At 72.3% G+C, this 22,542-nt stretch carries 20 protein-coding genes; 14 read left to right on the top strand and 6 right to left on the bottom strand.

From position 1 onward, the window contains the following. Positions 1 to 2: 2 nt before the first annotated feature. Entirely contained in the window at positions 3 to 878 is an 876-nt protein-coding gene (gene mutM / locus Air01nite_RS27100; RefSeq protein ID WP_203706143.1) for a bifunctional DNA-formamidopyrimidine glycosylase/DNA-(apurinic or apyrimidinic site) lyase, read from the top strand. Here the strand turns inward: mutM and Air01nite_RS27095 are convergent. From Air01nite_RS27095 to Air01nite_RS27080, 4 genes are all read right to left on the bottom strand, one after another. Beyond that, positions 846 to 1,541, bottom strand: a complete 696-nt coding sequence (locus Air01nite_RS27095) for a spherulation-specific family 4 protein (protein WP_203706142.1) — start codon at positions 1,539 to 1,541, stop codon at positions 846 to 848. The two genes, mutM and Air01nite_RS27095, sit on opposite strands and share 33 nt — an antisense overlap. Next, entirely contained in the window at positions 1,538 to 2,950 is a 1,413-nt protein-coding gene (locus Air01nite_RS27090; RefSeq protein ID WP_203706141.1) for a hypothetical protein, read from the bottom strand. Before Air01nite_RS27090 ends, Air01nite_RS27095 begins: the two co-directional genes overlap by 4 nt. Further along, positions 2,947 to 4,377, bottom strand: coding sequence for a GT4 family glycosyltransferase PelF (gene pelF / locus Air01nite_RS27085; RefSeq protein WP_203706140.1), 1,431 nt, complete (start codon positions 4,375 to 4,377; stop codon positions 2,947 to 2,949). The genes Air01nite_RS27090 and pelF overlap by 4 nt, the downstream gene beginning before the upstream one ends. A 97-nt stretch (positions 4,378 to 4,474) precedes the next feature. Then, on the bottom strand, positions 4,475 to 5,266 hold the full coding sequence (locus tag Air01nite_RS27080; RefSeq protein WP_203706139.1) for a CAP domain-containing protein: 792 nt from the start codon (positions 5,264 to 5,266) through the stop codon (positions 4,475 to 4,477). A gap of 266 nt (positions 5,267 to 5,532) precedes the next feature. On the opposite strand from Air01nite_RS27080, the gene Air01nite_RS27075 reads away from it, so the two are divergent. The 5 genes from Air01nite_RS27075 (at position 5,533) to Air01nite_RS27055 (ending at position 10,871) form a co-directional block, all read left to right on the top strand. Next, on the top strand, positions 5,533 to 5,727 hold the full coding sequence (locus tag Air01nite_RS27075; protein ID WP_089254960.1) for a hypothetical protein: 195 nt from the start codon (positions 5,533 to 5,535) through the stop codon (positions 5,725 to 5,727). A gap of 252 nt (positions 5,728 to 5,979) precedes the next feature. Continuing rightward, on the top strand, positions 5,980 to 9,558 hold the full coding sequence (gene smc / locus Air01nite_RS27070; protein WP_203706138.1) for a chromosome segregation protein SMC: 3,579 nt from the start codon (positions 5,980 to 5,982) through the stop codon (positions 9,556 to 9,558). Then, positions 9,559 to 10,176: an HAD family hydrolase gene (locus Air01nite_RS27065; RefSeq protein WP_203706137.1), complete on the top strand. Its 618-nt coding sequence runs from the start codon at positions 9,559 to 9,561 to the stop codon at positions 10,174 to 10,176. A gap of 75 nt (positions 10,177 to 10,251) precedes the next feature. Next, positions 10,252 to 10,530, top strand: a complete 279-nt coding sequence (locus tag Air01nite_RS27060) for a hypothetical protein (RefSeq protein WP_203706136.1) — start codon at positions 10,252 to 10,254, stop codon at positions 10,528 to 10,530. Next, positions 10,527 to 10,871, top strand: coding sequence for a type II toxin-antitoxin system PemK/MazF family toxin (locus tag Air01nite_RS27055; RefSeq protein WP_203706135.1), 345 nt, complete (start codon positions 10,527 to 10,529; stop codon positions 10,869 to 10,871). Before Air01nite_RS27060 ends, Air01nite_RS27055 begins: the two co-directional genes overlap by 4 nt. A gap of 5 nt (positions 10,872 to 10,876) precedes the next feature. On the opposite strand, the gene Air01nite_RS27050 is transcribed toward Air01nite_RS27055, so the two are convergent. Both Air01nite_RS27050 and Air01nite_RS27045 read right to left on the bottom strand, forming a co-directional pair. Continuing rightward, positions 10,877 to 11,392: a DinB family protein gene (locus tag Air01nite_RS27050; protein ID WP_203706134.1), complete on the bottom strand. Its 516-nt coding sequence runs from the start codon at positions 11,390 to 11,392 to the stop codon at positions 10,877 to 10,879. A gap of 7 nt (positions 11,393 to 11,399) precedes the next feature. Continuing rightward, positions 11,400 to 13,178 (bottom strand): alkaline phosphatase D family protein, encoded by a 1,779-nt coding sequence (locus tag Air01nite_RS27045; protein WP_203706133.1) that lies wholly within the window; start codon positions 13,176 to 13,178, stop codon positions 11,400 to 11,402. Positions 13,179 to 13,317: 139 nt separating this feature from the next. On the opposite strand from Air01nite_RS27045, the gene ftsY reads away from it, so the two are divergent. The 8 genes from ftsY (at position 13,318) to Air01nite_RS27005 (ending at position 22,449) form a co-directional block, all read left to right on the top strand. Further along, entirely contained in the window at positions 13,318 to 14,448 is a 1,131-nt protein-coding gene (gene ftsY / locus Air01nite_RS27040) for a signal recognition particle-docking protein FtsY (RefSeq protein WP_203706132.1), read from the top strand. 6 nt (positions 14,449 to 14,454) lie between these two features. Then, entirely contained in the window at positions 14,455 to 15,285 is an 831-nt protein-coding gene (locus Air01nite_RS27035) for a phosphotransferase (protein ID WP_203706131.1), read from the top strand. Between the two features lie 194 nt (positions 15,286 to 15,479). Beyond that, positions 15,480 to 16,853, top strand: a complete 1,374-nt coding sequence (locus Air01nite_RS27030) for an ammonium transporter (RefSeq protein ID WP_203706130.1) — start codon at positions 15,480 to 15,482, stop codon at positions 16,851 to 16,853. Positions 16,854 to 16,879: 26 nt separating this feature from the next. Continuing rightward, positions 16,880 to 17,218 carry a P-II family nitrogen regulator gene (locus tag Air01nite_RS27025; protein WP_203706129.1) on the top strand — a complete coding sequence of 113 codons (339 nt, stop codon included), beginning with the start codon at positions 16,880 to 16,882 and terminating at the stop codon, positions 17,216 to 17,218. A gap of 5 nt (positions 17,219 to 17,223) precedes the next feature. Beyond that, on the top strand, positions 17,224 to 19,473 hold the full coding sequence (locus Air01nite_RS27020) for a [protein-PII] uridylyltransferase (RefSeq protein WP_203706128.1): 2,250 nt from the start codon (positions 17,224 to 17,226) through the stop codon (positions 19,471 to 19,473). A gap of 85 nt (positions 19,474 to 19,558) precedes the next feature. Beyond that, the gene (locus tag Air01nite_RS27015; protein ID WP_203706127.1) at positions 19,559 to 20,449 is read left to right on the top strand and encodes an ABC transporter ATP-binding protein; all 891 of its coding nucleotides are present in this window, start codon (positions 19,559 to 19,561) and stop codon (positions 20,447 to 20,449) included. Beyond that, positions 20,439 to 21,260 carry a DUF2705 family protein gene (locus tag Air01nite_RS27010; protein ID WP_203706126.1) on the top strand — a complete coding sequence of 274 codons (822 nt, stop codon included), beginning with the start codon at positions 20,439 to 20,441 and terminating at the stop codon, positions 21,258 to 21,260. Before Air01nite_RS27015 ends, Air01nite_RS27010 begins: the two co-directional genes overlap by 11 nt. A gap of 16 nt (positions 21,261 to 21,276) precedes the next feature. After that, positions 21,277 to 22,449, top strand: coding sequence for a sensor histidine kinase (locus Air01nite_RS27005; protein WP_203706125.1), 1,173 nt, complete (start codon positions 21,277 to 21,279; stop codon positions 22,447 to 22,449). Positions 22,450 to 22,542 lie beyond the last annotated feature (93 nt).

The raw sequence follows: 22,542 nt of genomic DNA, 5'->3' as shown, positions 1-22,542 counted from the left end.
CGGTGCCCGAGCTACCCGAGGTCGAGACCGTCCGCACCGGCCTGGTCAAGCACGTCGCCGACCGGCGGATCGCCGAGGTCGAGGTGCACCACCCCCGGGCGGTCCGCCGCCACCTGCCCGGCCCGCTCGACTTCGCGGGCCAGCTCGCCGGCCGGCGGGTGCTCGACGTCCGCCGCCGCGGCAAATACCTCTGGCTGCCGCTCGACAGCGGCGACGCGATCGTCGGCCACCTCGGCATGTCCGGCCAGATGCTGCTCCAGCCGGCGACCATGCCCGACGAGATCCACCTGCGGATCCGTTTCCGCTTCGCGGACGGCGACCCGGAGCTGCGCTTCGTCGACCAGCGCACGTTCGGCGGCCTGTCGGTCTCCACGGGCGGCGCGGAGCTGCCCGCCGAGATCGCGCACATCGCCCGCGACCCGATCGACCCGGAGTTCTCCGACGAGGGCTTCGTCGCGGGCCTGCGCCGCCGGCGCACCGAGGTCAAGCGGGCGCTGCTCGACCAGACGCTGATCTCCGGGATCGGCAACATCTACGCCGACGAGGCGCTCTGGCGGGCACAGCTGCACGGCGCCCGCCCGACGGACCGGCTGACCAGGCCGGCCGCGCTGCGCCTGCTGGGCCACGTGCGCGACGTGCTCGGCGAGGCGATCCGCGAGGGCGGCACGAGCTTCGACGCGCTCTACGTCGACGTCAACGGCCAGAGCGGCTACTTCGAGCGCGGCCTGAACGCGTACGGCCGCGAAGGCCAGCCCTGCAACCGGTGCGGCAGCCCGATCCGGCGTGAGTCGTTCATGAACCGCTCGTCGTTCTCGTGCCCGAAGTGCCAGCCCCGGCCACGGCTGCTAACCCGGCACGACGGCCAGTGGGCGGGGTGAGTCCGAGGGCAGTCCCTGCCAGGGGCTCGTCATCCAGCGGTCCGAGACCAGCCCGAAGCCCGCGCCGCGCCAGGCCATCACGCGGCGGGAGTGTTCGAGCTGCCAGGGCGGCACGCTGTGGATCAGGTGGCCGTCGCCGGGCAGCGCGCCCTCGCCCGCCCAGTCCTGGTAGTCGTCCCACGAGCCCTCGTACACGCAGATCGGCACGCCGAGGTCCCGGTAGACCGGCTCCGGCGGCGTCCCGGGGTTGAGCACCGCCGCGAACAGGCCGGCCCGCCGGGCGACGCGGATCGCCAACGCCACCGGGCCCATGCCGTAGGCGCCCGTCGGGCAGCGGTCCAGGAAGATCCCGGACATCGGGTACGCGGTCCAGCCGTCGACGTCGTCGAGGATGTCCGCGATCGGCCGGGCGGAGTAGTCGACGTCGACGTAGCCGAGCATGGGCACCCCCTCCGCCGCGAGCCGCGCCGTCACCTCGGCGTAGGTCGGGTCGAGCGCGCGCCCGGGTCCGTCCTGGACGTTGACGACCACCGTGGCGCCGGCCAACGCGTCCGGGTCCCAGGCGTCCGGGTCCTCGAGCGGATGCACGTACAGCGGCAGCAGCGTGGTGGGCGCCGGTCCGGCGGTGGCGGCGCCGGGCACCCGGCGCGGCAGCTCGTTCATCGGTAGCTCCCGGATTGAAAGACGGTGTGGGCGGCGGCCGCGAGGCCGAGCACCGACGTCGCGGCCAGGCCGGCCACCGTCGCGGGCAACATCACCTGGATCAACGAGTGGACGCTGCCGCCCGGCACGGCCACCAGCCAACCGGCGACCGGTACCACCGCGAAGGCGACCGGCGCGAGGGCCAGCAGCGCGGCCAGCAGCAGCCGGCCCCGGGTGGCCAGCAGCAGGGTCGCGGCCCAGGCACCGGCCAGCAGCGCGCCGGCCGCGAGGGACAGCACCAGCGCCCGGGCGTCGGGGTGGCGGGACAGCTCGTACGGCAGCCGGAACGCGGCGACCAGCAGCGCGGCGCCGACCGCCAGCGGCGGCACGAGCCCCGCGAGCGTGGCGGCGCCCAGCGCGCGCAGGTGGCGGCGGTACGCGGCGACGTCGTCGTAGAGGTCCAGCCCGGCCGCGGCGCCGGCGGCGTGCCAGGCCACGAACAGCTCGATCAGCGGCACCGCCAGTAGCAGCGGGACCGTGGCCGGCGGGGGCGCGGCGCCGTCGCCCGGCACGAGCCGCCAGACGAGCAGGAACGCGCCCGCCTGGCCGGCACCGATCAGCACGTACGCGACGACCGCGCCGAACGGTGCGCGGGCACCCACCCGGGCTTCAGGCGGGTCGCGGCGCAGGGCGGGTGCGAAGGCGCGGGCGGCGGCGAGCCCGACCGCGGCGCCGAGCAGCCAGCCCGCCCGGTCCGGGAGGAGACCGGTCAGCAGCGCGAGGCTGACCAGCCAGACCGGCACGGACCAGCGCAGCACCGCGCCGACCCGGCCCGCGACCAGTGCGGCGGCCACGCCGGCGAAGGCCAGGAGCTCGACACCGCAGACGGCGTACGCGGGAATCCGCTCGCCGACCAGCGCCGGTGGGCCGAACGTCACCGCCGCCGCACCGGCCGCCGACGCGACCAGCAGTCCGGCCGCCACCCGGCGCAGGGCCGCGCCGGTGTTGCCGTGCGCGGCCCGGGCGTAGCCGGCGCAGGCCAGCGCCTGCCCGCCGGACCAGCCGACCACGACCGTCGCCGCGAGCAGGGGCCAGCCGACCCGGGCGAGCGGGCCGCCGGCGGCCAGGGTGGCCAGGGCCGGGGTCAGGAACAGCGCCGCCCGGGCCAGCGCGGCGCGGGCGAACGGCACGCGCCGGTCGCGGGGCGTTCTGGCGCCGGGGCGGCCACGCTGGGCCCAGAGCTGGGCCAGCACCGCCTCGCCGAGCGCGAACACGGTCGGCACGCCGTACCTCACCTGTGCCTGGCGGTCGCTGATGCCCGCCGCCTCGATGGCCGCGACCAGCTCGTCCACGTCGACGACCACGACGCTGCCGGCGAACCGCTCGGCCAGATCCGCGATCGACTGCGGTCCAGCGGCGGGTGCTCTCATGCCGCCACCGCCCGTACGTCCGCATAAAGCGCCCGATAAGCCGCGAGCATGCGGTCGACCGTGAAATGCGCCAGCGCCCGTGAGCGGCCGTGCGCGCCCAGCGTCCGCCGCCGGGTGCGGTCGCCGAGCAGTTCGAGGCAGGCGTGGCCGAGCGCGACCGGGTCGCCCGGCGGCACGATCACGCCCGCACCGCCGACCACCTCGGGGACGCCGCCGACGTCGGTGCTGACCGTCGGCCGGCCGCACATCATCGCCTCGATGATCGTGTACGGCATGCCTTCGGAGATGCTCGACAACGCGACCACGTGCCCCTGCGCGTACGCCTGCCGGCTGCTGGACACGGGCCCGGACAGGTCGACGGCCGCGCGCAGGCCGAGCCGCTCGATCAGCGCGAGGCAGCTCGCCGCGTAGTCCCGGCCCGTCTCCGGCACCGGACCGGCCAGCCGCAGCCGGGCCAGCGGTTCCGCGTCGCGGATCGTGCGCATCGCCCGGATCAGCGTGTGCAGGTCCTTGAGCGGGTCGATCCGGCCGACCCAGGTGACCGTCGGCACGGTCGGCTCGGTGGCCAGCGGCGGGTAGCGCAGCGGCTCGACGCCGTTGGGCACCACCACGACCTTGGCCGGGTGCGCGCCGTGCCGCAGCTCCCAGCGCTGGTTGAACCGGCTGACCGCGGCGACCAGCGCGGCCTCGGCGTAGCCCAGGCGGGCCAGGGCGCGGTAAAAGCGCAGCAGCACGGTCTTGACGCCGATCGGCCGGTCAGCCCCGTGCTCCAGATAGCGTTCTCGCAGGTAGACGCCGTGTTCGGTGAGCAGGAACGGCACGCCGGCACGCCATTTGGCGGCCAGCGCGACCAGCACGGGCAGGCCCGCGGCGGCCGGGTGACAAAGGTCGACCGGCGGTGTCGCGTACGCCAGCGGGCGCACGGCGTGCTCCAGCAGCACCGCAGCGGCGCGGGCGTCGCGCAGTGAGAGCCGGGGGAGCGGTGGCCGCCCGGCCGCGGGTCCGGCCGACGCCTGCCACGCGTCGAGCAGCACCTCGGCCAACTCGACGCCGTGCAGCGGGTGACTGCCGTCACCGGACAGCTCGGTGAGCCGGCGCAGCCCGTCGGCGAACATGCCGGCGCTGTGCGGGTCGTCGCCGAGCAGGCCACGGCAGAGCAGCACGGCCGCGGCCGACGCGCCTCGGCGGCGCCGGTGCCTGGTGAGCCGGCCCGGCACGGTGACCGGCCGGTCCCAGACCGGGTAGGTGTCGACCGCGGTGACCGCGCTCGGCACCGGGTAGGCGGACTCGCGCGGTCCAGCGTGGCCGGTGAGGGCGACGACGTGGAACTCGTGCCCGTCGAGTCCGTTGAGGATTTGGTGGCACCACGTGCCGACGCCTCCGGGCGCGTACGGGTAGGTGCCTTCGTTGATCAGTGCGACGCGCACGACGGGACTCCGTGCGCCGCGGCGGCGGCGGGCTGGGTCATGCAGAGCGCAACGACCCACCGGCGCGCCGACGCACGCCCTGTCGACTAAGTGACTGTTACTTCACCGATCCGAACAGCTGCGTCCAGTACGGACTCCCGTCGGAGGCTTTCGCGAGCCCGACTCCGATCGCCTTCGCCTGGCAGTTGAGGATGTTGGCCCGGTGCCCGGGGCTGTTCATCCAGCCCTCCATCACGGAAGCGGCGTCGCGGTAGCCCATCGCGACGTTCTCGCCGATCGCGTTGTTGTAGCCCTGGTCACCAGCCCGGTCCCACGGCGTGCTGCCGTCGCTGCCGTCGTGCGACATCTTGTTGTGCTCTGCCTGGTCCACGCTGTGCAGCTGGGCGGCCTTGGTGAGCTTCGCGTTGACGGTCACCGCGCCGCAGCCGTTCATCGCGCGCTGCCGGTTGACCTCGGCGACCACCTTGGCCTGCTGGGTGCCGCCGGCGCCGCTCGTCGAGACGGTCGCGGTCGACCGCTTCGTGGCGGGCGACGAGGTCGTCTTCCGCGGCGCGGGCGTGGTCTTGCGGACCGTCGGCTTCGGTGACGGCGGCTTGGTCGGCACGATCTCGGTCGGCGTCGGTGACGGCGTGGACAGCGTCTCTCCCGAGTAGCCGTCGCTGTCCGCACCGCCTTCGAGGCCGGCATCGAGAGCGCCGCCACCCGGGCCGGCGATGGCGCCCTTGGCGGAACCGTTGGAGGAGCTGCCGACCAGGCTTGACGGCAACAATGCCGCGCCGGCGCCGAGGCCACCTAGAATGATCAAGACCACGAACGCGAGGCCGAGTGGGCCGAACGTACGCCTCGGGTTGCGATGCTTGGCCGCACCCAAGTGCTCGGTGTCCTGCACCCGGTCCCTCCTAACGCGACCCTTTTGGGTCGAACCTGTTGCGTCAAACCGGGCTGGACGCTATACGTGACCTGCGGAATCGGGCAATCTGCCTAAGGAATTCCTAAGGCTTTCTTGTTGCGCTTGACGAACGCGGGCCGCAGGCGGAACATGGAGTTGTCGCCAGTCGCGCCCGATCGTGCCCACTTGTGCCCGTGGGCAGACGTCGCGAGGCATTGGGCGCGCGTTGGCCGGCCATTTCCGGCTGCGCATTACAAGGAGACGATATGGCGAAGGCCCTCTACGGCCACGTGGGTTCGGCGCCCGACCGGCGCCTGCTCGACGAGGTCACCCGATTGCGTGCCCGGGTTCAGGCACTCGAGTTCGAGATCACGCGGTTGCGCGCCGAAAATGACCGGCTCGCCGCGGCGGCCGCCGAAGCAGATGGCCTGCTCCGGCTCCCCGAGCCCGCACTGACCTGAGCTCGACGGCCGGCCACATCCGGCTCGCACGACCCGCACGCACCACCAGAAGCGCGCCGCCACCCAGGTGTCGGCGCGCAGCTTTTTGCCCCGGGCGCGCCGCCCCTCTTCGGCGTGTCGCACGCGTCACCCCAGGTCGGCGCCCATACTGCCCGGAAGCCACCCAGCCGGTGCGGGCGCGCCGGGATACGCTTCAGGCTGGATACCCCACGTGTGCCCCGACGGCGGGCCGTCGGACGAGGATTCGATTAGGTGCATCTCAAGAGCTTGACCGTGAAGGGCTTCAAGTCCTTCGCCTCCGCGACCACGTTGCGGCTGGAGCCGGGCATCACCTGCGTCGTGGGGCCCAACGGCTCTGGCAAGTCCAACGTGGTCGACGCCATCTCCTGGGTGCTGGGCGAGCAGGGCGCCAAGGCGCTGCGCGGCGGCAAGATGGAAGACGTGATCTTCGCCGGCACCGCCGGCCGGGCGCCGCTGGGCCGCGCCGAGGTCACCCTCACCATCGACAACGGCGACGGCGCGCTGCCGATCGACTACACCGAGGTGTCGATCACCCGCCGGATGTTCCGCTCCGGTGAGAGCGAATACGAGATCAACGGCAACTCCTGCCGGCTGCTCGACATCCAGGAGCTGCTCAGCGACTCCGGCATCGGCCGCGAGATGCACGTGATCGTCGGCCAGGGCCAGCTCGACGCCGTGCTGCACGCCAAGCCGGAGGACCGCCGCGCGTTCATCGAGGAGGCGGCCGGCGTCCTCAAGCACCGCAAGCGCAAGGAAAAGGCGCTGCGGAAGCTCGACGCGATGCAGACCAACCTCAACCGGCTCACCGACCTGACCGCGGAGCTGCGCCGCCAGCTCAAGCCGCTGGGCAAGCAGGCCGAGGTGGCCCGGCGGGCCGCCGGCATCCAGGCCGACCTGCGCGACGCCCGGCTCCGGCTGCTCGCCGACGACCTGCACACGCTGCGCACCACGCTCGACAAGGAGATCGCCGACGAGGCGGCCCTGCGCGAGCGCCGCGAGTACGTCGAGGACGAGCACGACCAGGTGCAGCGCCGGCTGGCCCAGCTCGAGGCCGCGCTGGCCGAGGACGCGCCGCTGCTGGCCGCCGCACAGGACGCCTGGTACAAGCTCTCCGCCCTTCAGGAGCGGTTTCGATCCACCGAGCAGCTCGCCAGCGAGCGGCTGCGGCACCTGTCCGCCACGCCCGACGACGAACGCCCCGGGCGTGACCCGGACGAGCTGGCCGCCGAGTCGGAGCGGGTGCGCGCGCAGGAGGACAAGCTCCGCGGCGCGCTCAAGGACGACCAGGCCCGCCTCGCCGAGGCCGTCGAGTCCAGGCAGGGCCTGGAACGCCAGCTCGCCGCCGCCGAGCAGGCGCTGCGCGCGGCCGCCAAGGCGATCGCCGACCGCCGCGAGGGCCTGGCCAAGCTGACCGGTCAGGTCAACGCCGCCCGCGCCCGCAGCACCAGCGGCGCTGAGGAGATCTCGCGGCTCGCCGCCGCCCACGTCGACGCACAGACCCGGGCGCAGCGCGCCCAGGCCGAGGTCGACGCCGTCGCCGCCGAGTCGTCCGAGGCCGACCTGGCCGACGCCGACCTCGACGCCCGCCACGACGAGGCGGTCGCCGCGCACGAGGAGTCGGCCGCAGAGGTCCGCGAGTTGACCAACCGCGAGCGGGTCGCCGAGAAGGACGCGGCGACCTGGAAGGCCCGCGAGGAGGCGCTCTCGCTCGGCCTGCGCCGCAAGGACGGCGCCGGCGCGCTGCTCGCCCGCGCCGACCAGGTGCCGGGCCTGCTGGGCAGCCTCGCCGGGATGCTGACCGTCGAGCCCGGGCACGAGGCGGCCCTGGCCGCGGCGCTGGGCGCGCTGGCCGACGCGGTCGCGGTCGCCGGCGTCGACGAGGCGGCCGAGGCGATGCGCTACCTCAAGATCCAGGACGCCGGGCGGGCAGCGCTGCTGGTCGGCACCCCCGCGGGCCCCGGCATGATCGGCACGCCGGACGCGCTGCGGCCCGCGCTGCCGGACGGCGCGCGCTGGGCACCCGACGTGGTGCGCTGCGACGAGCGGATCCGGCCCGCGGTGCACTGGGCGTTGCGCGACGTGATCCTCACCGAGAGCCTGGAACTGGCGACCCGTGCGGTGGCCGCCAACCCGCAGCTGCGCGCGGTGACGCCGGACGGCGACGTGGTCGGCGCCTACGCCGCCGCGGGTGGCTCGGCCAAGGCGCAGAGCTTCATCGAACTGCAGGCGGCCGTCGACGAGGCCGCCTCGAACCGGGCGCGCGCCGAGGAGCAGATCGAGCAGCTACGCACCCAGCTCGCCGCCGGACGGGCGGCCGTGGCCAGCCGCAAGGAGGCCGTGCAGGTCACCGAGCGGGAGAAGCGGGCCGCCGAGGGGCAGCGCAACGCCGCCGCCCGCCGGCTCGCCGAGCTCGGTGCCGCCGCCCGGTCCGCCGCCGCGGAGACCGAGCGCCTGGGTGCCTCCCGCGCCCGCGCCGAGGAGGCCCGCGAGCGTGACCTGACCGCGCTGGCCGAGCTGGAGACCCGGCTCGAGCTGGCCGAGACCACCCCGATCGACGAGGAGCCGTCGACCGAGGAGCGCGACCAGCTCGCCGCGATGGTGCCGCAGGCACGGCAGAACGAGATGGAGGTCCGGCTCGCGGTGCGTACCGCCGAGGAGCGGGTCGCCTCGATCGCCGGCCGGGCCGAGTCCCTGGCCCGCCAGGCCGCCGCCGAGCGGGCCGCCCGCGAGCGCGCCGCCGCCCGCCGGGCCGCCCGGGTCCGCGGTGCCGGGATCGCCCGGGCCGTGGAGATCGGCGCCCGCGAGGCGCTGGCCCGCGTCGCGGTCTCGCTGGCCGCGGCCGAGGAGACCCGGGACGCCGTCGCCAGCGCACGGTCCGCCCGCGAGGCCGAGTTCCAGGAGGTACGCGCGGCGGCCAAGCGGCTCGCTTCCGACCTGGAGCGGCTGACCAGCGAGGTCCACCGCGACGAGGTCGCCCGGGCCGAGCAGCGCATGCGGATCGAGCAGCTCGAGATCAAGGCCGCCGAGGACTTCTCGCTCGACGTCGAGACGCTGGTCGCCGAATACGGGCCGGAGCAGCCCGTACCCCCGACGCAGGTGGCTCTTGCCGCGGCCGTCGCGGCCGGTGAGCCGGAGCCCGAGCCCGTGCCCTACGACCGGCCGACCCAGGAGAAGCGGGCCGCGAAGGCCGAGCGCGAGCTGTCCCTGCTCGGCAAGGTCAACCCGCTGGCGCTCGAGGAGTTCGCGGCCCTGGAGGAGCGCTTCAAGTTCCTCTCGGACCAGCTCGAGGACCTCAAGAACACCCGGCGTGACCTGCTCACCGTCGTCAAGGACGTGGACGACCGGATCCTCGAGGTGTTCACCAGCGCCTACCACGACACGGCGCGCGAGTTCGGGAACGTCTTCAACGTGCTCTTCCCGGGCGGCGAGGGTCGACTGGTGCTCACCGACCCCGAGGACATGCTGACCACGGGCGTCGAGGTCGAGGCCCGCCCGCCGGGCAAGAAGATCAAGCGGCTCTCGCTGCTGTCGGGTGGCGAGCGCTCGCTGACGGCGGTCGCCATGCTGGTCGCGATCTTCCGGGCCCGCCCCAGCCCGTTCTACATCATGGACGAGGTCGAGGCGGCGCTGGACGACGTCAACCTCGGCCGGCTGATCACGCTGTTCGCCCAGCTCCGGGAGAAGAGCCAGCTGATCATCATCACCCACCAGAAGCGCACGATGGAGGTCGCCGACGCCCTCTACGGCGTGACCATGCGCAACGGCGTCACCGAAGTGATCAGCCAGCGGCTCGGCAGCGAGGAGGAGTAGATGCGGCCCAAGGCCACCGCGCTGCTGGTCGACCTGGACGGCACGCTGCGCCGCTGGGACCCGGAGGTGATCCACGGCATCGAGGCGGCGCACGACCTCAAGCGCGGCTCGCTCTACGTGGCCGCCATGGACTGGTCGCGCCTCATGCCGGCGATCATCGGGGACATCACCCACGACGAGTGGGCCGAGGTGATCGCCGCGGACCTGGCCGACCAGACGGGCGACCCGGACCGCGCCGCCGCGGCGGTCAAGGAGTGGGAGAGCTACCGGGGGACGGTCGAACCGGGCCTGCTGGAGCTGATCCGCGAGGCCCGCGCCGCCGGCATCAAGGTCGGTCTGGCCACCAACGCCACCGACCTCCTGGACACGGACCTCCGCACACTGGGCCTGACCGACGAGTTCGACGCGGTGATCAACTCGTCGGACCTGCACATCCCGAAACCGGCGCCCGAGTATTTCGGCGCAGCCTGCCTGGCCCTGGGCACACCGCCGAACCGCGTGCTCTTCGTCGATGACAGCGCCCGCTTCGTCTACGGCGCCCGCGCCGCGGGCCTGTCCGCCCACCGCTGGACCGGCCCGAGCGACCTTTCCTATATCCGCGCGGCCCTCGACCTCTAGCCGCTATGCCTGGCGGCATGCTCGGCGCCGATAGTTGGCACGCCTTGCGGCATTGAATTTCGCTACGCTGTCGGTATGGGCAAGACCACGATCAGCGTCGAGTCAAGCACCCGCGACCGACTAGCGGCGTGGGCCGCCCGACATGGTCGTCCGATGGGGGAGGAGATAGAAGTGTTGCTGGACATCGCCGAGGCCCACGAGTTCTGGGAGAAGGTGTCGGCTGGCTATGCCGACGGCTATGCCGGCGGCGACGACGATGACTACCCAGAGTACGCCCACCTACCGCGCATCGGTCCGATCCCGTCGCCGCCGGACATGGTCGACGACGTACCTCTGACCATTCACGACCGGTGAGGGCGGGTGCCCTCTACATCGCCGACCTTGGTGAGCCCAGGGCCCGCGGTGCAGAGCAGGGTGGCTACCGACCTGTCCTGGTGGTCCACAGTCATGAGTATGAGCGTGTTCCTAATCTCGCTTTGGTCTGTCCGTTGACGACAAAGGATCGCGGTGTCCCCAACCACGTCGCCGTGGCGCCGGACGATCGCAACGGACTGGCCGCGAAGTCATTCGTCATGACTGAGCAGATCCGTGTGATTGACACGCGGTTCGTCCGCCAGCACGTCGGCAATATCGGCCCTCGCCTCTTGGGAGAGGTCCTGACCATCCTCACCGGGCGACTAATCGCTCGCCGCTGAGGCGGTCAGTCGCCGGTTGTGCCGTCAAGGCGTTCGCGGAGTAGGTCCGCGTGGCCGTTGTGGCGGGCGTACTCCTCGATCATGTGGGTGTAGACCCAGCGCAGGCTGATCGTGCGGTTGCGGGTCGTGTCGAACGTGTGGTCCAGAGGTAGGTCCGCCACCACGGCGTCGGCCTTAGCGCATTCCGCGCGGAACGTCGCGAAGTCCGCTTCCGCGGATTCGGCCGTGCCGTCGTTGAGGTCGCCGTCCGGGTTCTCCTCGGTGTAGTAGAGGTCCTCGTGCGGCGCGCCGGCGGCGCGGTGGAACCAGCTTCGTTCCACCGCCGCCATGTGGCGGACCAGGCCCAGCAGGCTCAGCGTCGAGGGCTCGGCCGTGCGCCGCGTCAGTTGCTCGCCGGTCAGGCCCTGGCATTTCCAGAGCAGCGTGTCGCGGTGCAGGTCGAGCCAGCCCTGCAGCATCGTGCGTTCGTCGGCGACGTAGGGCTCGTTGCGGCGTTCGATCTCGGGGGCAGTCCAGGTCATCGGGGCATCATGCCGTTTCGTTCGCCGGCACGCCGCTCGATTTATCCGGTGCCGGGCGGGGTGCCGGCGTCGGGTCCGTGAGCGGGAGCGACGCCACCCGGGTCAGCACGCCGTCGTCGCGCGTGCCCTCGATCGTGACCGCGGCCGACGGGCCCGACAGCGTCAGCGTGCTGACCGCGTTGCCGAAGTAGGGGCCGGCCAGCTTGCGCCAGCGGACGCTCGGCTTGCGTACCCGTGCGGTCTTGGCCAATGCCCGCACCAGCGTCGACGGGCCGCGCCACCAGCCCAGCGTCATCACCGGCTTCATCACCGCCGGCACCGCGTTGTGGATCGGTGAGCAGGTGAGCTGGTGCACCGGTGTGCTGACCGCAGGGTCCGCGAAGCCGACCCGGGCCACATAGGAATGGTGTACGTCGCCCGACAGCACGCTGATCGACGCGGGCGCCGGATAGGCGGGACCGGCGCCGACCCGCTCGCCGCCGACCGTGCGGGGGCCGGAGCCCAGCCGGGCGAACAGCTCCGCCAGATCCTCGAAGGAACGCTGGAACGCCGCCCAGTGCTCGAGGTCGACAGCGCGGCGCATCGTCTCCGCGGCGTGCGCGACGAAACCGCGCGGCGACGCCGCCAGCCGTTCGTTCCACGCCTCCAGGTGGTGGATGCCGTGCGGCAGCAGCCAGGGCAGCGAGGAGCCGACCACCAGGTGGTCGTAGTCGCCGTGCGCCTGGTCGAGGAACCACGACCACTCGCCCGGCGGCAGCATCGCGCGGGTGTCGGGGTCGAGCACCCGGCTGCACCGGTTGTCGAGCACGACGAGCCGGGTGCGGCCGATGTCGACGCGGTAGGACCACTGATACTGGGTGGCCCGCCAGCGCTCGGTGTCGTGCGCGGCGTCGGCCTCCTTGTCGACCCGTTCGCCGAACTCGCGCAGGATCTCGGTCGCGTCGCCGGCCTCGATCACCTTCGGGTAGACGGCGTCGCCGGCCAGTTCGTCCGGGTGCAGGTTGCCGAGGTGCTGGTAGACCCAGTAGGAGGCCAGGCCGCTGGTGATCCGTTCGCGCCACCAGGGCTGCTCCCGGGCGGTGACCCGCCAGGAGGCCGAGGAGTTCCAGTCGTCGATGATCTCGTGGTCGTCGAAGATCATCACGCTCGGCACCGTCGAGAGCAGCCAGCGGATCTCCGGGTCGCGCCACGACTCCAGGTAGAGCCCGGTGTACTCGTGGAACGTGACCACCTGGTGCGGCGGCGCGTCGGTGAGCTTGGACTTGCGGCGCTTGCGCTGGGTGCGCAGGAACCGGCGCACCTCCCGGGAGGTCACGTCGGCGTAGACCTGGTCGCCGAGCAGCACCATCAGGTCGGGCCGGATCCCCTCGTCAGCCATCAGCCGCCGGGCGAACGCGTCCAGCGCGTCCGGTGGCAGTTTGTGCCCGGTCGAGCGCGGTGTCGCCTCCCGGCACGAACCGAAGATCAACTTCACCGGCTGGCCGCCGTCGTCACTCATCCGGGTGCGGATCACGCTCGGGGGGTACGTCGAGTCGGGATCCGGCCAGACCTTCGCGTCGTCGACGAACACCTCGTAGGGCGTGACCGCGTCCGGCGGCAGTCCTTCGACCACGACCAGCGCGTAGTGGTGGTCGAAGGCGGTGAACGTACGCGCGCTACCCTCCGCGCCCCCCTCTGCGCGCACGGTCACCTCGGCCGGCGCGGCCGTCTCGACCCAGATCGTGGCCCGGGTGTCGACGACCCGGCGGAGCACCGGACCGATCAGCAGACGTGTGCCGGCGGACATACGTTTTCAACCTCCAGTGAGGGTGGGGGGAGCCGCGACTATCTTTTCTACCCACCTACGTAGTGCGCCATAGCCGAATGGCGCGACACCTCACACCCGCAGCCGCGTGGGTCTGTGCGGGGCATGTCAGGATTTCGGTATGGAGTTTGTGATCCTCGGAATCGTCCTGGCCGGCGTGCTGCTGCTCGCCGGGCTCGGCCTGCTCGTGCCCCGGATCCGCCGCCGGGCCGTGCCGCCGGCCCCGCCGCAAGCCGCCGACCAGCCCGAGGAGGGCGGCGGCGTCGGCATTTTGGCGCCGGAACGCCCGACGGAGGCGCCCGAAGCGCCGGCACCCACCATCGAGACCCCGGCACCCACCGCCGGCCGCCTGGTGCGGCTGCGTGGGCGGCTCTCCCGCTCGCAGAGCGTGTTCGGCAAGAGCCTGCTCGCCGTGCTCGCCCGGGACCGACTCGACGAGGACGCCTGGGAGGAGATCGAGGACAGCCTGATCGCCGCCGACGTCGGCGTCGAGGCGACGCACGAGATCGTCGGCCGGCTCCGCGAGCGCACCAAGGTCCTCGGCACCCGCAACCCGACCGAGTTGCGCGCGCTGCTGGCCGCCGAGCTGGTCGAGGCGCTCGACCCCACCCTCGACCGCTCGCTCAACGTCGCCGGCAAGCCGTCCGTGCTGCTGGTGGTCGGGGTCAACGGCTCGGGCAAGACCACCACCTGCGGCAAGATCGCTCGGGTGCTGATCGCCGACGGCCACACCGTGCTGCTGGGCGCCGCCGACACGTTCCGGGCCGCCGCGTCCGAGCAACTGGCCACCTGGGCCGGCCGGGTGGGCGCCGAGGTGGTCCGCGGCCCGGAGGGCGCCGACCCCGCCAGCGTGGCGTTCGACGCGGTCAAGAAGGGCGTCGACACCGGCGTCGACACCGTGCTGGTCGACACCGCCGGGCGCCTCCAGAACAAGGTCGGCCTGATGGACGAGCTCGGCAAGGTCAAGCGGGTCGTCGAGAAGCAGGGCCCGGTCGACGAGACGCTGCTGGTGCTCGACGCCACCACCGGCCAGAACGGCCTGGAGCAGGCGCGGGTGTTCACCGAGGTGGTGGACGTGACGGGCGTGGTGCTGACCAAGCTCGACGGCACGGCCAAGGGCGGCATCGTCATCGCCGTCCAGCGCAAGCTGGGCATTCCGGTCAAGCTCGTGGGCCTGGGCGAGGGCCCGGACGACCTGGCGCCGTTCGAACCGGCGGCCTTCGTCGACGCGCTTGTTGGCACGGACGCGTAACCTCGGGTGACCTACCAGCCGCAGGCCTCCGGACTCGGGAGACCGTACGTGACGCAACAGGAAGTTCCCCTTCGTGGGGGGAACGTCAGCACCGTTGTGCGGGTCGGCGACACGGTCCGGCGCAACGCCGGACCCTGGACCCCCTCGGTGCACGCCCTGTTGCGCCATCTGGAGCACGTCGGATTCACCGGCTCGCCGCGGGTGCTCGGCATGGACGAGCGCAACCGCGAGGTCCTCTCCTACCTCGAGGGGGAGTGCGGTGAATACCCGCTGGCGCCGCACTGGGTCACCGACGAGGCGCTGGTCACGGTCGCGACGATGTTGCGGATGTTCCACGACGCGCAGTACGGGTTCCAGCCGACGTCCGGTGCGGTCTGGCGCTCGTTCGGGCCGCCGCCGCCGGACACCGAGGTGATCTGCCACCACGACGCGGCGCCGCACAACGTGATCTGGCGCCCCGACGGCACGCTCGCGCTGATCGACTTCGACCTCGCCTCGCCCGGGGCGCGGATCTACGACGTCGCGTACGCCGCGTGGACCTGGGTGCCGCTGTTCTCCGACCGGGACTCCTACACGCTCGGCTGGAAGCGGCCCAACCGGCCGCAGCGCCTGCGGATGTTCGCCGACGCGTACGGGCTGATCCCGCGTGACCGGCAGCGCCTGGTCAGGACGATCCGCAAGCGGATCGTCGACCACGTCGAGGGCATCCGCCGGATGGCCGCCGCCGGCGACCCGGCTTTCGTCCGGATCGTGCACAAAGGTCACCTTCGGCGCCCGATGCGCGATCTCCGCCTGCTCGACTACGAACGTCACACTCTGGAGTACGCACTCCGCTGATCCGTGCGTCCCGTGTCGTTCCCTGAACACACGATAGGGTGGGTTTCTTCACACGTACGAAACAACCCGTCACGCTTCGGTAACCGCCCCGCGACCTTGCGCGAAACAGCGGCCCGGGAGGCTTCCCGCGAAACCGGCTGTCGGGCGACGCTGCTCTGCCTGCCGGAGGGAGGAACCTACCGAGAGGAGGCAGCGTGGAGATCGACACCGGCAATACCGCCTGGCTACTTCTGTCATCCGCGCTCGTGCTGCTCATGACACCGGGTTTGGCGCTGTTCTACGGCGGCCTCAACCGGTCCAAGGGCGTACTCAACATGATGATGATGAGCTTCAGCTCCATCGGGCTCGTCTCAGTGCTTTGGGTCATCTACGGCTTCACCTTGGCATTCGGCACCAACGGAAACTCCGGGGTCAACAACGTCCTCGGCAGTTTCACCCAGTACCTGGGCACCCAGACGAACTTCCTGGGTGACATCTGGGGCACGACAGGCATTCCGGTGTACGTGTTCCTGGTCTTCCAGATGATGTTCGCGATCATCACCGTGGCGCTGATCAGCGGCGCGGCATCCGACCGGATGAAGTTCGCCGGCTGGCTGCTGTTCGCGGCCGGCTGGTTCACGCTGGTCTACATCCCGGTCGCGCACTGGGTCTGGGGTGGCGGCTTCATCGGTGCCAAGATCCACGCGCTCGACTTCGCGGGTGGCACGGCGGTGCACATCAACGCCGGTGCCGCCGCGCTGGGCCTGGTGCTGGTGCTGGGCAAGCGGATCGGCTGGCCCAAGGAGAGCACCAAGCCGCACAACGTGCCGCTGGTCGCGCTCGGCGCCGGCCTGCTGTGGTTCGGCTGGTTCGGCTTCAACGCCGGCTCCGAGCTGACGGTCGACGGCACCACCGCGGTCGCGTTCCTCAACACCCAGGTCGCCACCGCGGCCGGCGTGCTCGGCTGGATCATCGTCGAGTGGATCAAGGGCGGCAAGCCGACCCTGGTCGGCGCCTCGTCCGGTGCGATCGCCGGTCTGGTCGCGATCACCCCGGCGTGTGGCTTCATCGCACCGATCCCGGCCGTGATCGTCGGCGCCATCGCGGGTGCGGTCTGCGCCCTCGCGGTGAGCCTGAAGTACCGGTTCGGCTTCGACGACTCGCTCGACGTGGTCGGCGTCCACTTCGTCGGTGGCTGGATCGGCTCGCTGGCGATCGGTTTCTTCGCGACCACGCAGGTCAACTCGGCCATCACCGACGTGCTGGGTGCCAGCAACGGCATCTTCTACGGCGGCGGTGCGACCCAGCTCGGCCGGCAGTTCGCGGGCAGCGCGATCGTCACGGTCTACTCGCTGGTGCTCGCGATGGGCATCGCGTGGGTGGTCAAGAAGGTCGTCGGCCTGCGCACGGCGCCCGAGTCCGAGGTCGAGGGCATCGACGTCGCGGAGCACGCCGAGTCGGCGTACGACCTGTCGCCCGCGGGTGGCGGTGGCGCCGCGAGCGCGTTCCAGCTCGCCGGTCTGTCCCCGGCACGCTCGAACAGTGAAGTACCCGACGAGAAACCGGTCAGCGAGAAGGTCTCCGGCTAAGTTTTCTAGCGATGGAGGGGTTGGATATGAAGCTGGTGACCGCGGTCATCAAGCCCTACCAGCTGGACGCGGTCAAGGAGGCCCTGCACGCCCTCGGCGTGGCCGGCTTGACCGTCAGCGAGGTGCAGGGTTATGGCCGCCAGAAGGGGCACACCGAGGTCTACCGGGGTGCCGAGTACACGGTCGAGTTCCTGCCGAAGATCCGGGTCGAGGTGCTGACCGACGAGATCGACGTCGACAAGGTGGTCGACGCGGTGGTGGCGGCGGCGCGCACGGGCAAGATCGGTGACGGCAAGGTCTGGGTGACGGCCGTCGAGGACGTCGTCCGGGTCCGCACCGGCGAGCGCGGCCTCGACGCGCTCTGATTTCGATGGTTGTTTCAAGGGGATCGGCACCGGCTTCGGCCGGTGTCGATCCTCTTGTCGTTCCTGGCGGGGTCGGCGCGGCCGCCCGGGCCGCCCGGTCCGACGCGCTCGACGCGTGGTTGCGGGAGCTCTTTCCCTCCGCGGTTTCGGGTGTCGCGCTGGTGGCCGTGGGTGGGCTCGGGCGGCGGCAGGTCGCGCCCTACGCCGACCTGGATCTCGTGCTGCTGCACGCGGGCGTGCCGGGGATGGACGAGCTGGCCGCGTCGCTCTGGTATCCGATCTGGGATGCGCGGCTCGGCCTTGATCATTCCGTGCGCACCCTGCCGGAGGCGTTGTCGGTGGCGCACGACGACGTGAAGGTGGCGCTCGGGCTGCTCGACGCGCGGCACGTCGCCGGCGATCCCGCGCTGTCCGACTCGCTGGCCTCCGCCGCCGCCGATCAGTGGCGGCGCACGGCGATCCGGCAGTTGCCGGCGTTGCGCTCGGTGACCATGGCGCGCTGGGAGGCGCACGGGGAGCTGGCCTTCCTGTTGGAGGGTGATCTCAAGGAGGCGGCCGGCGGGCTGCGGGATGTCGGCGTCTTGCGGGGGATCGCGCGCTCGGGTGTCACCGACGCGTTGCGGCCGGCCGTGCGGGCCGCGCACCTGCGGCTCCTGGACACCCGCGACGCCCTGCACGTCGTCGTCGGGCGGCGGGTCGACCGGCTGGTCGCGCAGGAGCGTGCGGCGGTGGCCGCCCTGCTCGGGCTCGACGACGGCGACGCGTTGCTGCGGCGGGTGGCCAGCGACGCGCGTACGGTCGCCAACGCGCTCGACGACGCCTGGCGGGCCGCCGACCGGGTGCGGATGATCCGCCGGCGCGGCGCCGACGGGAAGCCCGCGCGTCGGCCGGTGGCACGGGACGTGGTCGAGCAGGACGGCGAGCTGGTGCTGGCACGCACCGCGATCGGTGCGCGGCCGGATCCGTCGTTGTCGTTGCGGGTCGCCGCGGCCGCGGCCACGACGCGGCTGCCGATCTCGCGGGCGACGTGTGAGTGGCTGGCCTCCTACTGCCCGCCGTTGCCTTCTCCCTGGCCGCCCGCTGCCCTGTCGGCGTTGATCACACTGCTCGGCGCGGGTGCCGGGCTGGTGCCCGCCTGGGAGACCTGCGACCGGTACGGGCTTGTCGACGGGTGGCTGCCGGAATGGGCCCGGATGCGGAGCCTGCCGCAGCACAACCCGGTGCACCGGTTCACGCTCGACCGGCACCTCGTGCAGGCGGCGGCCGAGGCGACCGCGTTCACCCGCGAGGTCGACCGGCCCGACCTGTTGCTGCTGGCAGCGTTCCTGCACGACGTGGGCAAGGGGCTGCCCGGTGACCACAGCGTGGTCGGCGCGCCGGTCGCGGAGGCGGTCGCCAGCCGGATCGGGCTGCCGTTGGCCGACGTCGCGCTGATCTCCAAGTTGGTGCGCCTGCACCTGTTGCTGCCCGAGGTGGCGACCCGGCGGGATCTTTCCGACCCGAAGACGATCGCGTCCGTGGTGTCGGCCGTGGGTGACGCGACGACGCTGGACCTGTTGCACGGGTTGGCGCGGGCGGACGCGCTCGCCACCGGGCCGGCGGCCTGGTCCGACTGGAAGGGTCGGCTGGTGGCGGAGCTCGTCCGTCGGACCCATACGGCTCTGGACACCGGCGTGCTGCCGGCGCTGCCCACACCCGACCCGGCGTTGGTGGCGGGGCCCCTGCCGGCCGTACACCTCGATGGTGATCGGGTCGCGGTGGCCGCTGCCGACCGGCGTGGCCTGCTCGCCGCGGTGGCCGGGTGTCTGGCGTTGCACCGCCTCGACGTGCTCGGTGCTGACGTGTCCACGGTGGAGGGCCGGGCGTTGGTCGAGTTCCTGGTGCAGCCTCGGTTCGGCACGCCGCCGGATCCGATCGCGCTCGCCAGCGACCTGCGGCGGGCGGTGGCCGGGGACGTGTCGGTGACGCAGCGGTTGCGGGCCCGGAGCGGGCGGTCCACCGGACCGGGTGCGCCGCCGCGGGTCGTCTGGCACCGGGACGCGGCGACCGACGCCGTGGTGCTGGAGTTGCGGGCGGCGGACTCGCCGGCGCTGCTCTACCGGGTGGCCAGTGCGCTCGACGAGGCCGGTGCGGCGGTGCGGGCGGCGCGGATCTCCACCCTCGGCGGGGACGTGGTGGACGCGTTCTATCTCGTGGGGTTCGGGTCGGGTGAGCAGGCCGTGACGGACGCCGTGCTCGCTGCCGCGCAGTCCTGAGGCCGTTCTCTACGTCGCCGGGCGTACTCCGGATGCCGCTTTGGCTCGGACGCTTTTGTCCTTTTGGCGCGGCAGCGTATGAGCCATGGAACCGGTGGTGTGCGAAAAGCTGACAAAACGATACGGGTCGGTGGTGGCCGTCCAAGATCTCGATCTCACGGTCCGGTCCGGTGAGGTGTACGGCTTCCTGGGGCCCAACGGCGCTGGCAAGACGACCACGCTGCGGATGCTGCTCGGGTTGGTCCGGCCGACCGGTGGGCGGGTGCTGCTGCACGGGCGGCCGCCGGGCGACCTGACGGGGGTCGGGGCGATGATCGAGGGGCCGGCGTTCTATCCGTACCTGAGCGGGCGGGACAACCTGCGGGTGCTGGCCAGCTACGCCGGGGTCGACCGGCGGCGGATCGACGTGGTGCTGGACCTGGTCGACCTGTCGGGTCGGTCCCGCCACAAGTACGCGACGTACTCGCTGGGCATGAAGCAGCGGCTCGGGGTGGCGGCGGCGCTGCTCAAGGACCCGCAGCTGTTGATCCTGGACGAGCCGACGAACGGGCTCGACCCGGCCGGCATGGCCGACATGCGGGCGTTGATCCGGCGGCTCGGCGCGGCGGGCTCGACCGTACTGATCTCCAGCCACCTGCTCGGCGAGGTCGAGCAGATCTGCGACCGGGTCGGGATCATCGCGCATGGGCGGCTCATCGAGGAGAACACGGTGGCCGAGCTGCGCGGTGGGGCCGGGTTGCGGATCCAGGCGACGCCGGTCGAGCACGCCGCGTCGTGGCTGCGGCTGGTGCTGGGGGCTCCGGCGGTGTCGGTTGTGGATGGTGCTCTCGACGTCACCGTCGACCCCGCGCGCTCCGCGGAGATCAACGAGTCGCTGGTGAAGGCGGGTGTCTCGGTCAGCGAGCTGCGGCCGCGCGAGCGGGATCTGGAGCAGGTGTTCCTGGAGCTGACCGGGGGTGAGAGCAATGGTCGGTAGTTTCCGCGCGGAGTCGCTCAAGCTGACCAAGCGGCCGGCGGTGTGGCTCCTGCTGGGGATCGCGCTGACCCTCGGTGCGCTGTTCGCCTATGTGATCCCTTATCTCGGTGCGACCAGCGGCTCTACCGGCCCCACCGCGGACCGCGGCCTGGCGGCGACCCTGCCGGCCGCGGTGGTCGGCAACACGCTCGGCGGTTACCCGGTCTTCCTCGGGGCGTTGCTGGTCGTGCTCGGCGTGCTGTTCGTCGGGGGCGAGTACGGCTGGGGCGCGTGGAAGACCGTGCTGACGCAGGGTCCGTCGCGGGGTTCGGTGCTCGCGGGCAAGTTCGCGGTGCTGACGCTGGCGGCGCTGGGCTTCGTACTCTCGATCTTCCTGATGGGTACGGTCGCCAGCCTGCTCATCGCGTCGGCGGAGAACGCGTCGATGGCGTTCCCGTCGGCCACGGACATCCTGCGCGGCATCGGCGCGGGCTGGCTGATCGCCACGATGTGGACGATGTTCGGCGCGGTGCTCGGCATCCTGCTGCGGGGTGTCGCCCTGGCGGTCGGGCTCGGGCTCGTCTGGATGCTGGTCGTGCAGAACCTGATCTCGGAGCTGGCGGCGCCGCTGCTGCCGTGGGTGGACTCGGCGCAGCGAGGGCTGCCCGGGCCGGGAGCGGGGTCGCTGGTGTCGTCGCTCGGTGCGCCGGCCGGCACGCCGGGGGTGGAGTCGGTGATGTCGGGTGGGGTGGCGTCGCTGGTCGTGGCCTGCTACCTGGTCGGTTTCGTCGCGCTTGGGACGGTGGTCCTCCGCCGTCGTGACATTCTCTAGAACTGTGGGTGCCGTGATGAGCGCGAAGCGCGCCGGCAGTGTGCGCCGGTGGCTGGCGGACGGGCTCATCACGGCTTTCCTGCTCCTCATCGGGGGCTTCGGCTCGCATTTCGCGCAGTCGAACCAGGAGGCCACGGGCGCGCTGCGGACACCGCTGGACGCCCTCGGCTACGCGATGATCTTCACCGCCGCGGCGGTGACCATCGTTCGGCGGCGCTGGCCGGTCACCACGCTCGGTGTGGTGGCCGGCCTGACCGCGGCCTATCTGATTCTCGGCTTTCCCTACGGCCCCATCCTGATCAGCTTCGCGGTGGCCATCTATACGGTGGCCGGGGAAATCCCGCTGCGCCGGGCGGCCTGGTTCGGCGTGGTGGCGTTCGTACTCCTGGCCCTGCACGCGTTCTTCCCTTTCCACGACTTCACCAACACCAAGTTCAACGGCCTGCTCCCGGCGGCCGCGTTCGTGGCGGTCCCGTTCGCCATAGGGGTGACGGTCAAGGTCAGTCGGGAGGCGGTGCAGCGTTCCCGGGCGGACGAGGCACGCCGAATCGCCGACGACGAGCGCCTACGGGTGGCGCAGGAGGTCCACGACGTGGTCGGCCACGGCCTGGCCGCGATCAACATGCAGGCGGAGATCGCGCTGCACCTGCTGCCCCGCAAACCGGAGGAGGCGGAGGCGGCCCTGACCCGGATCAGCCGCAGCAGCAAGGCGGCCCTGGACGAACTCCGCGTCACCCTCTCGGTGCTGCGCCAACGCGGCGACCGCGCGCCGGCGCCGGGCCTGGACCAGGTGCCCGCGCTGCGGGACCGCCTGGCCGAGTCGGGCCTGCCGGTGACGCTGTCGGTGGTGGGCTCGGCGGCGGAGTTGCCGTTGGCGGTCGACCTGGCGGCCTACCGGGTGGTCCAGGAGTCGCTGACCAACGTCCTGCGCCACGCGGGCGCGGCCTCGGCCGCGGTGGTGATCACACACCTACCGGAGTCGGTGGTGGTCGAGGTAACCGACACGGGCCGCGGCGGCGCGGTCCCCGCCGGCGCGCCGGGCCATGGGCTGGAAGGAATGCGGGAGCGAGTGACGGCCCTGGGCGGCACCCTCGCCGCGGGCCCCCTGACCGCGAGCCGCGGCTGGCGAGTCCGCGCGGAACTCCCGGTGCTGCCGGACACCCCTCCGGACGCGGACGCCTCATGGTGACCAATCGGCTGCGTCGTGGCAGCCGCGGGCGCCCGGCTGTGCCGGACGCGCCGGCGCGCCAGGGGTGGCGTTGTTAGGTCGCCGGTCCGTGCG

The organism is Asanoa iriomotensis (genome assembly GCF_016862515.1).
GTDB lineage: Bacteria > Actinomycetota > Actinomycetes > Mycobacteriales > Micromonosporaceae > Asanoa > Asanoa iriomotensis.
This window is presented reverse-complemented; position numbering and strand designations above follow the sequence as displayed.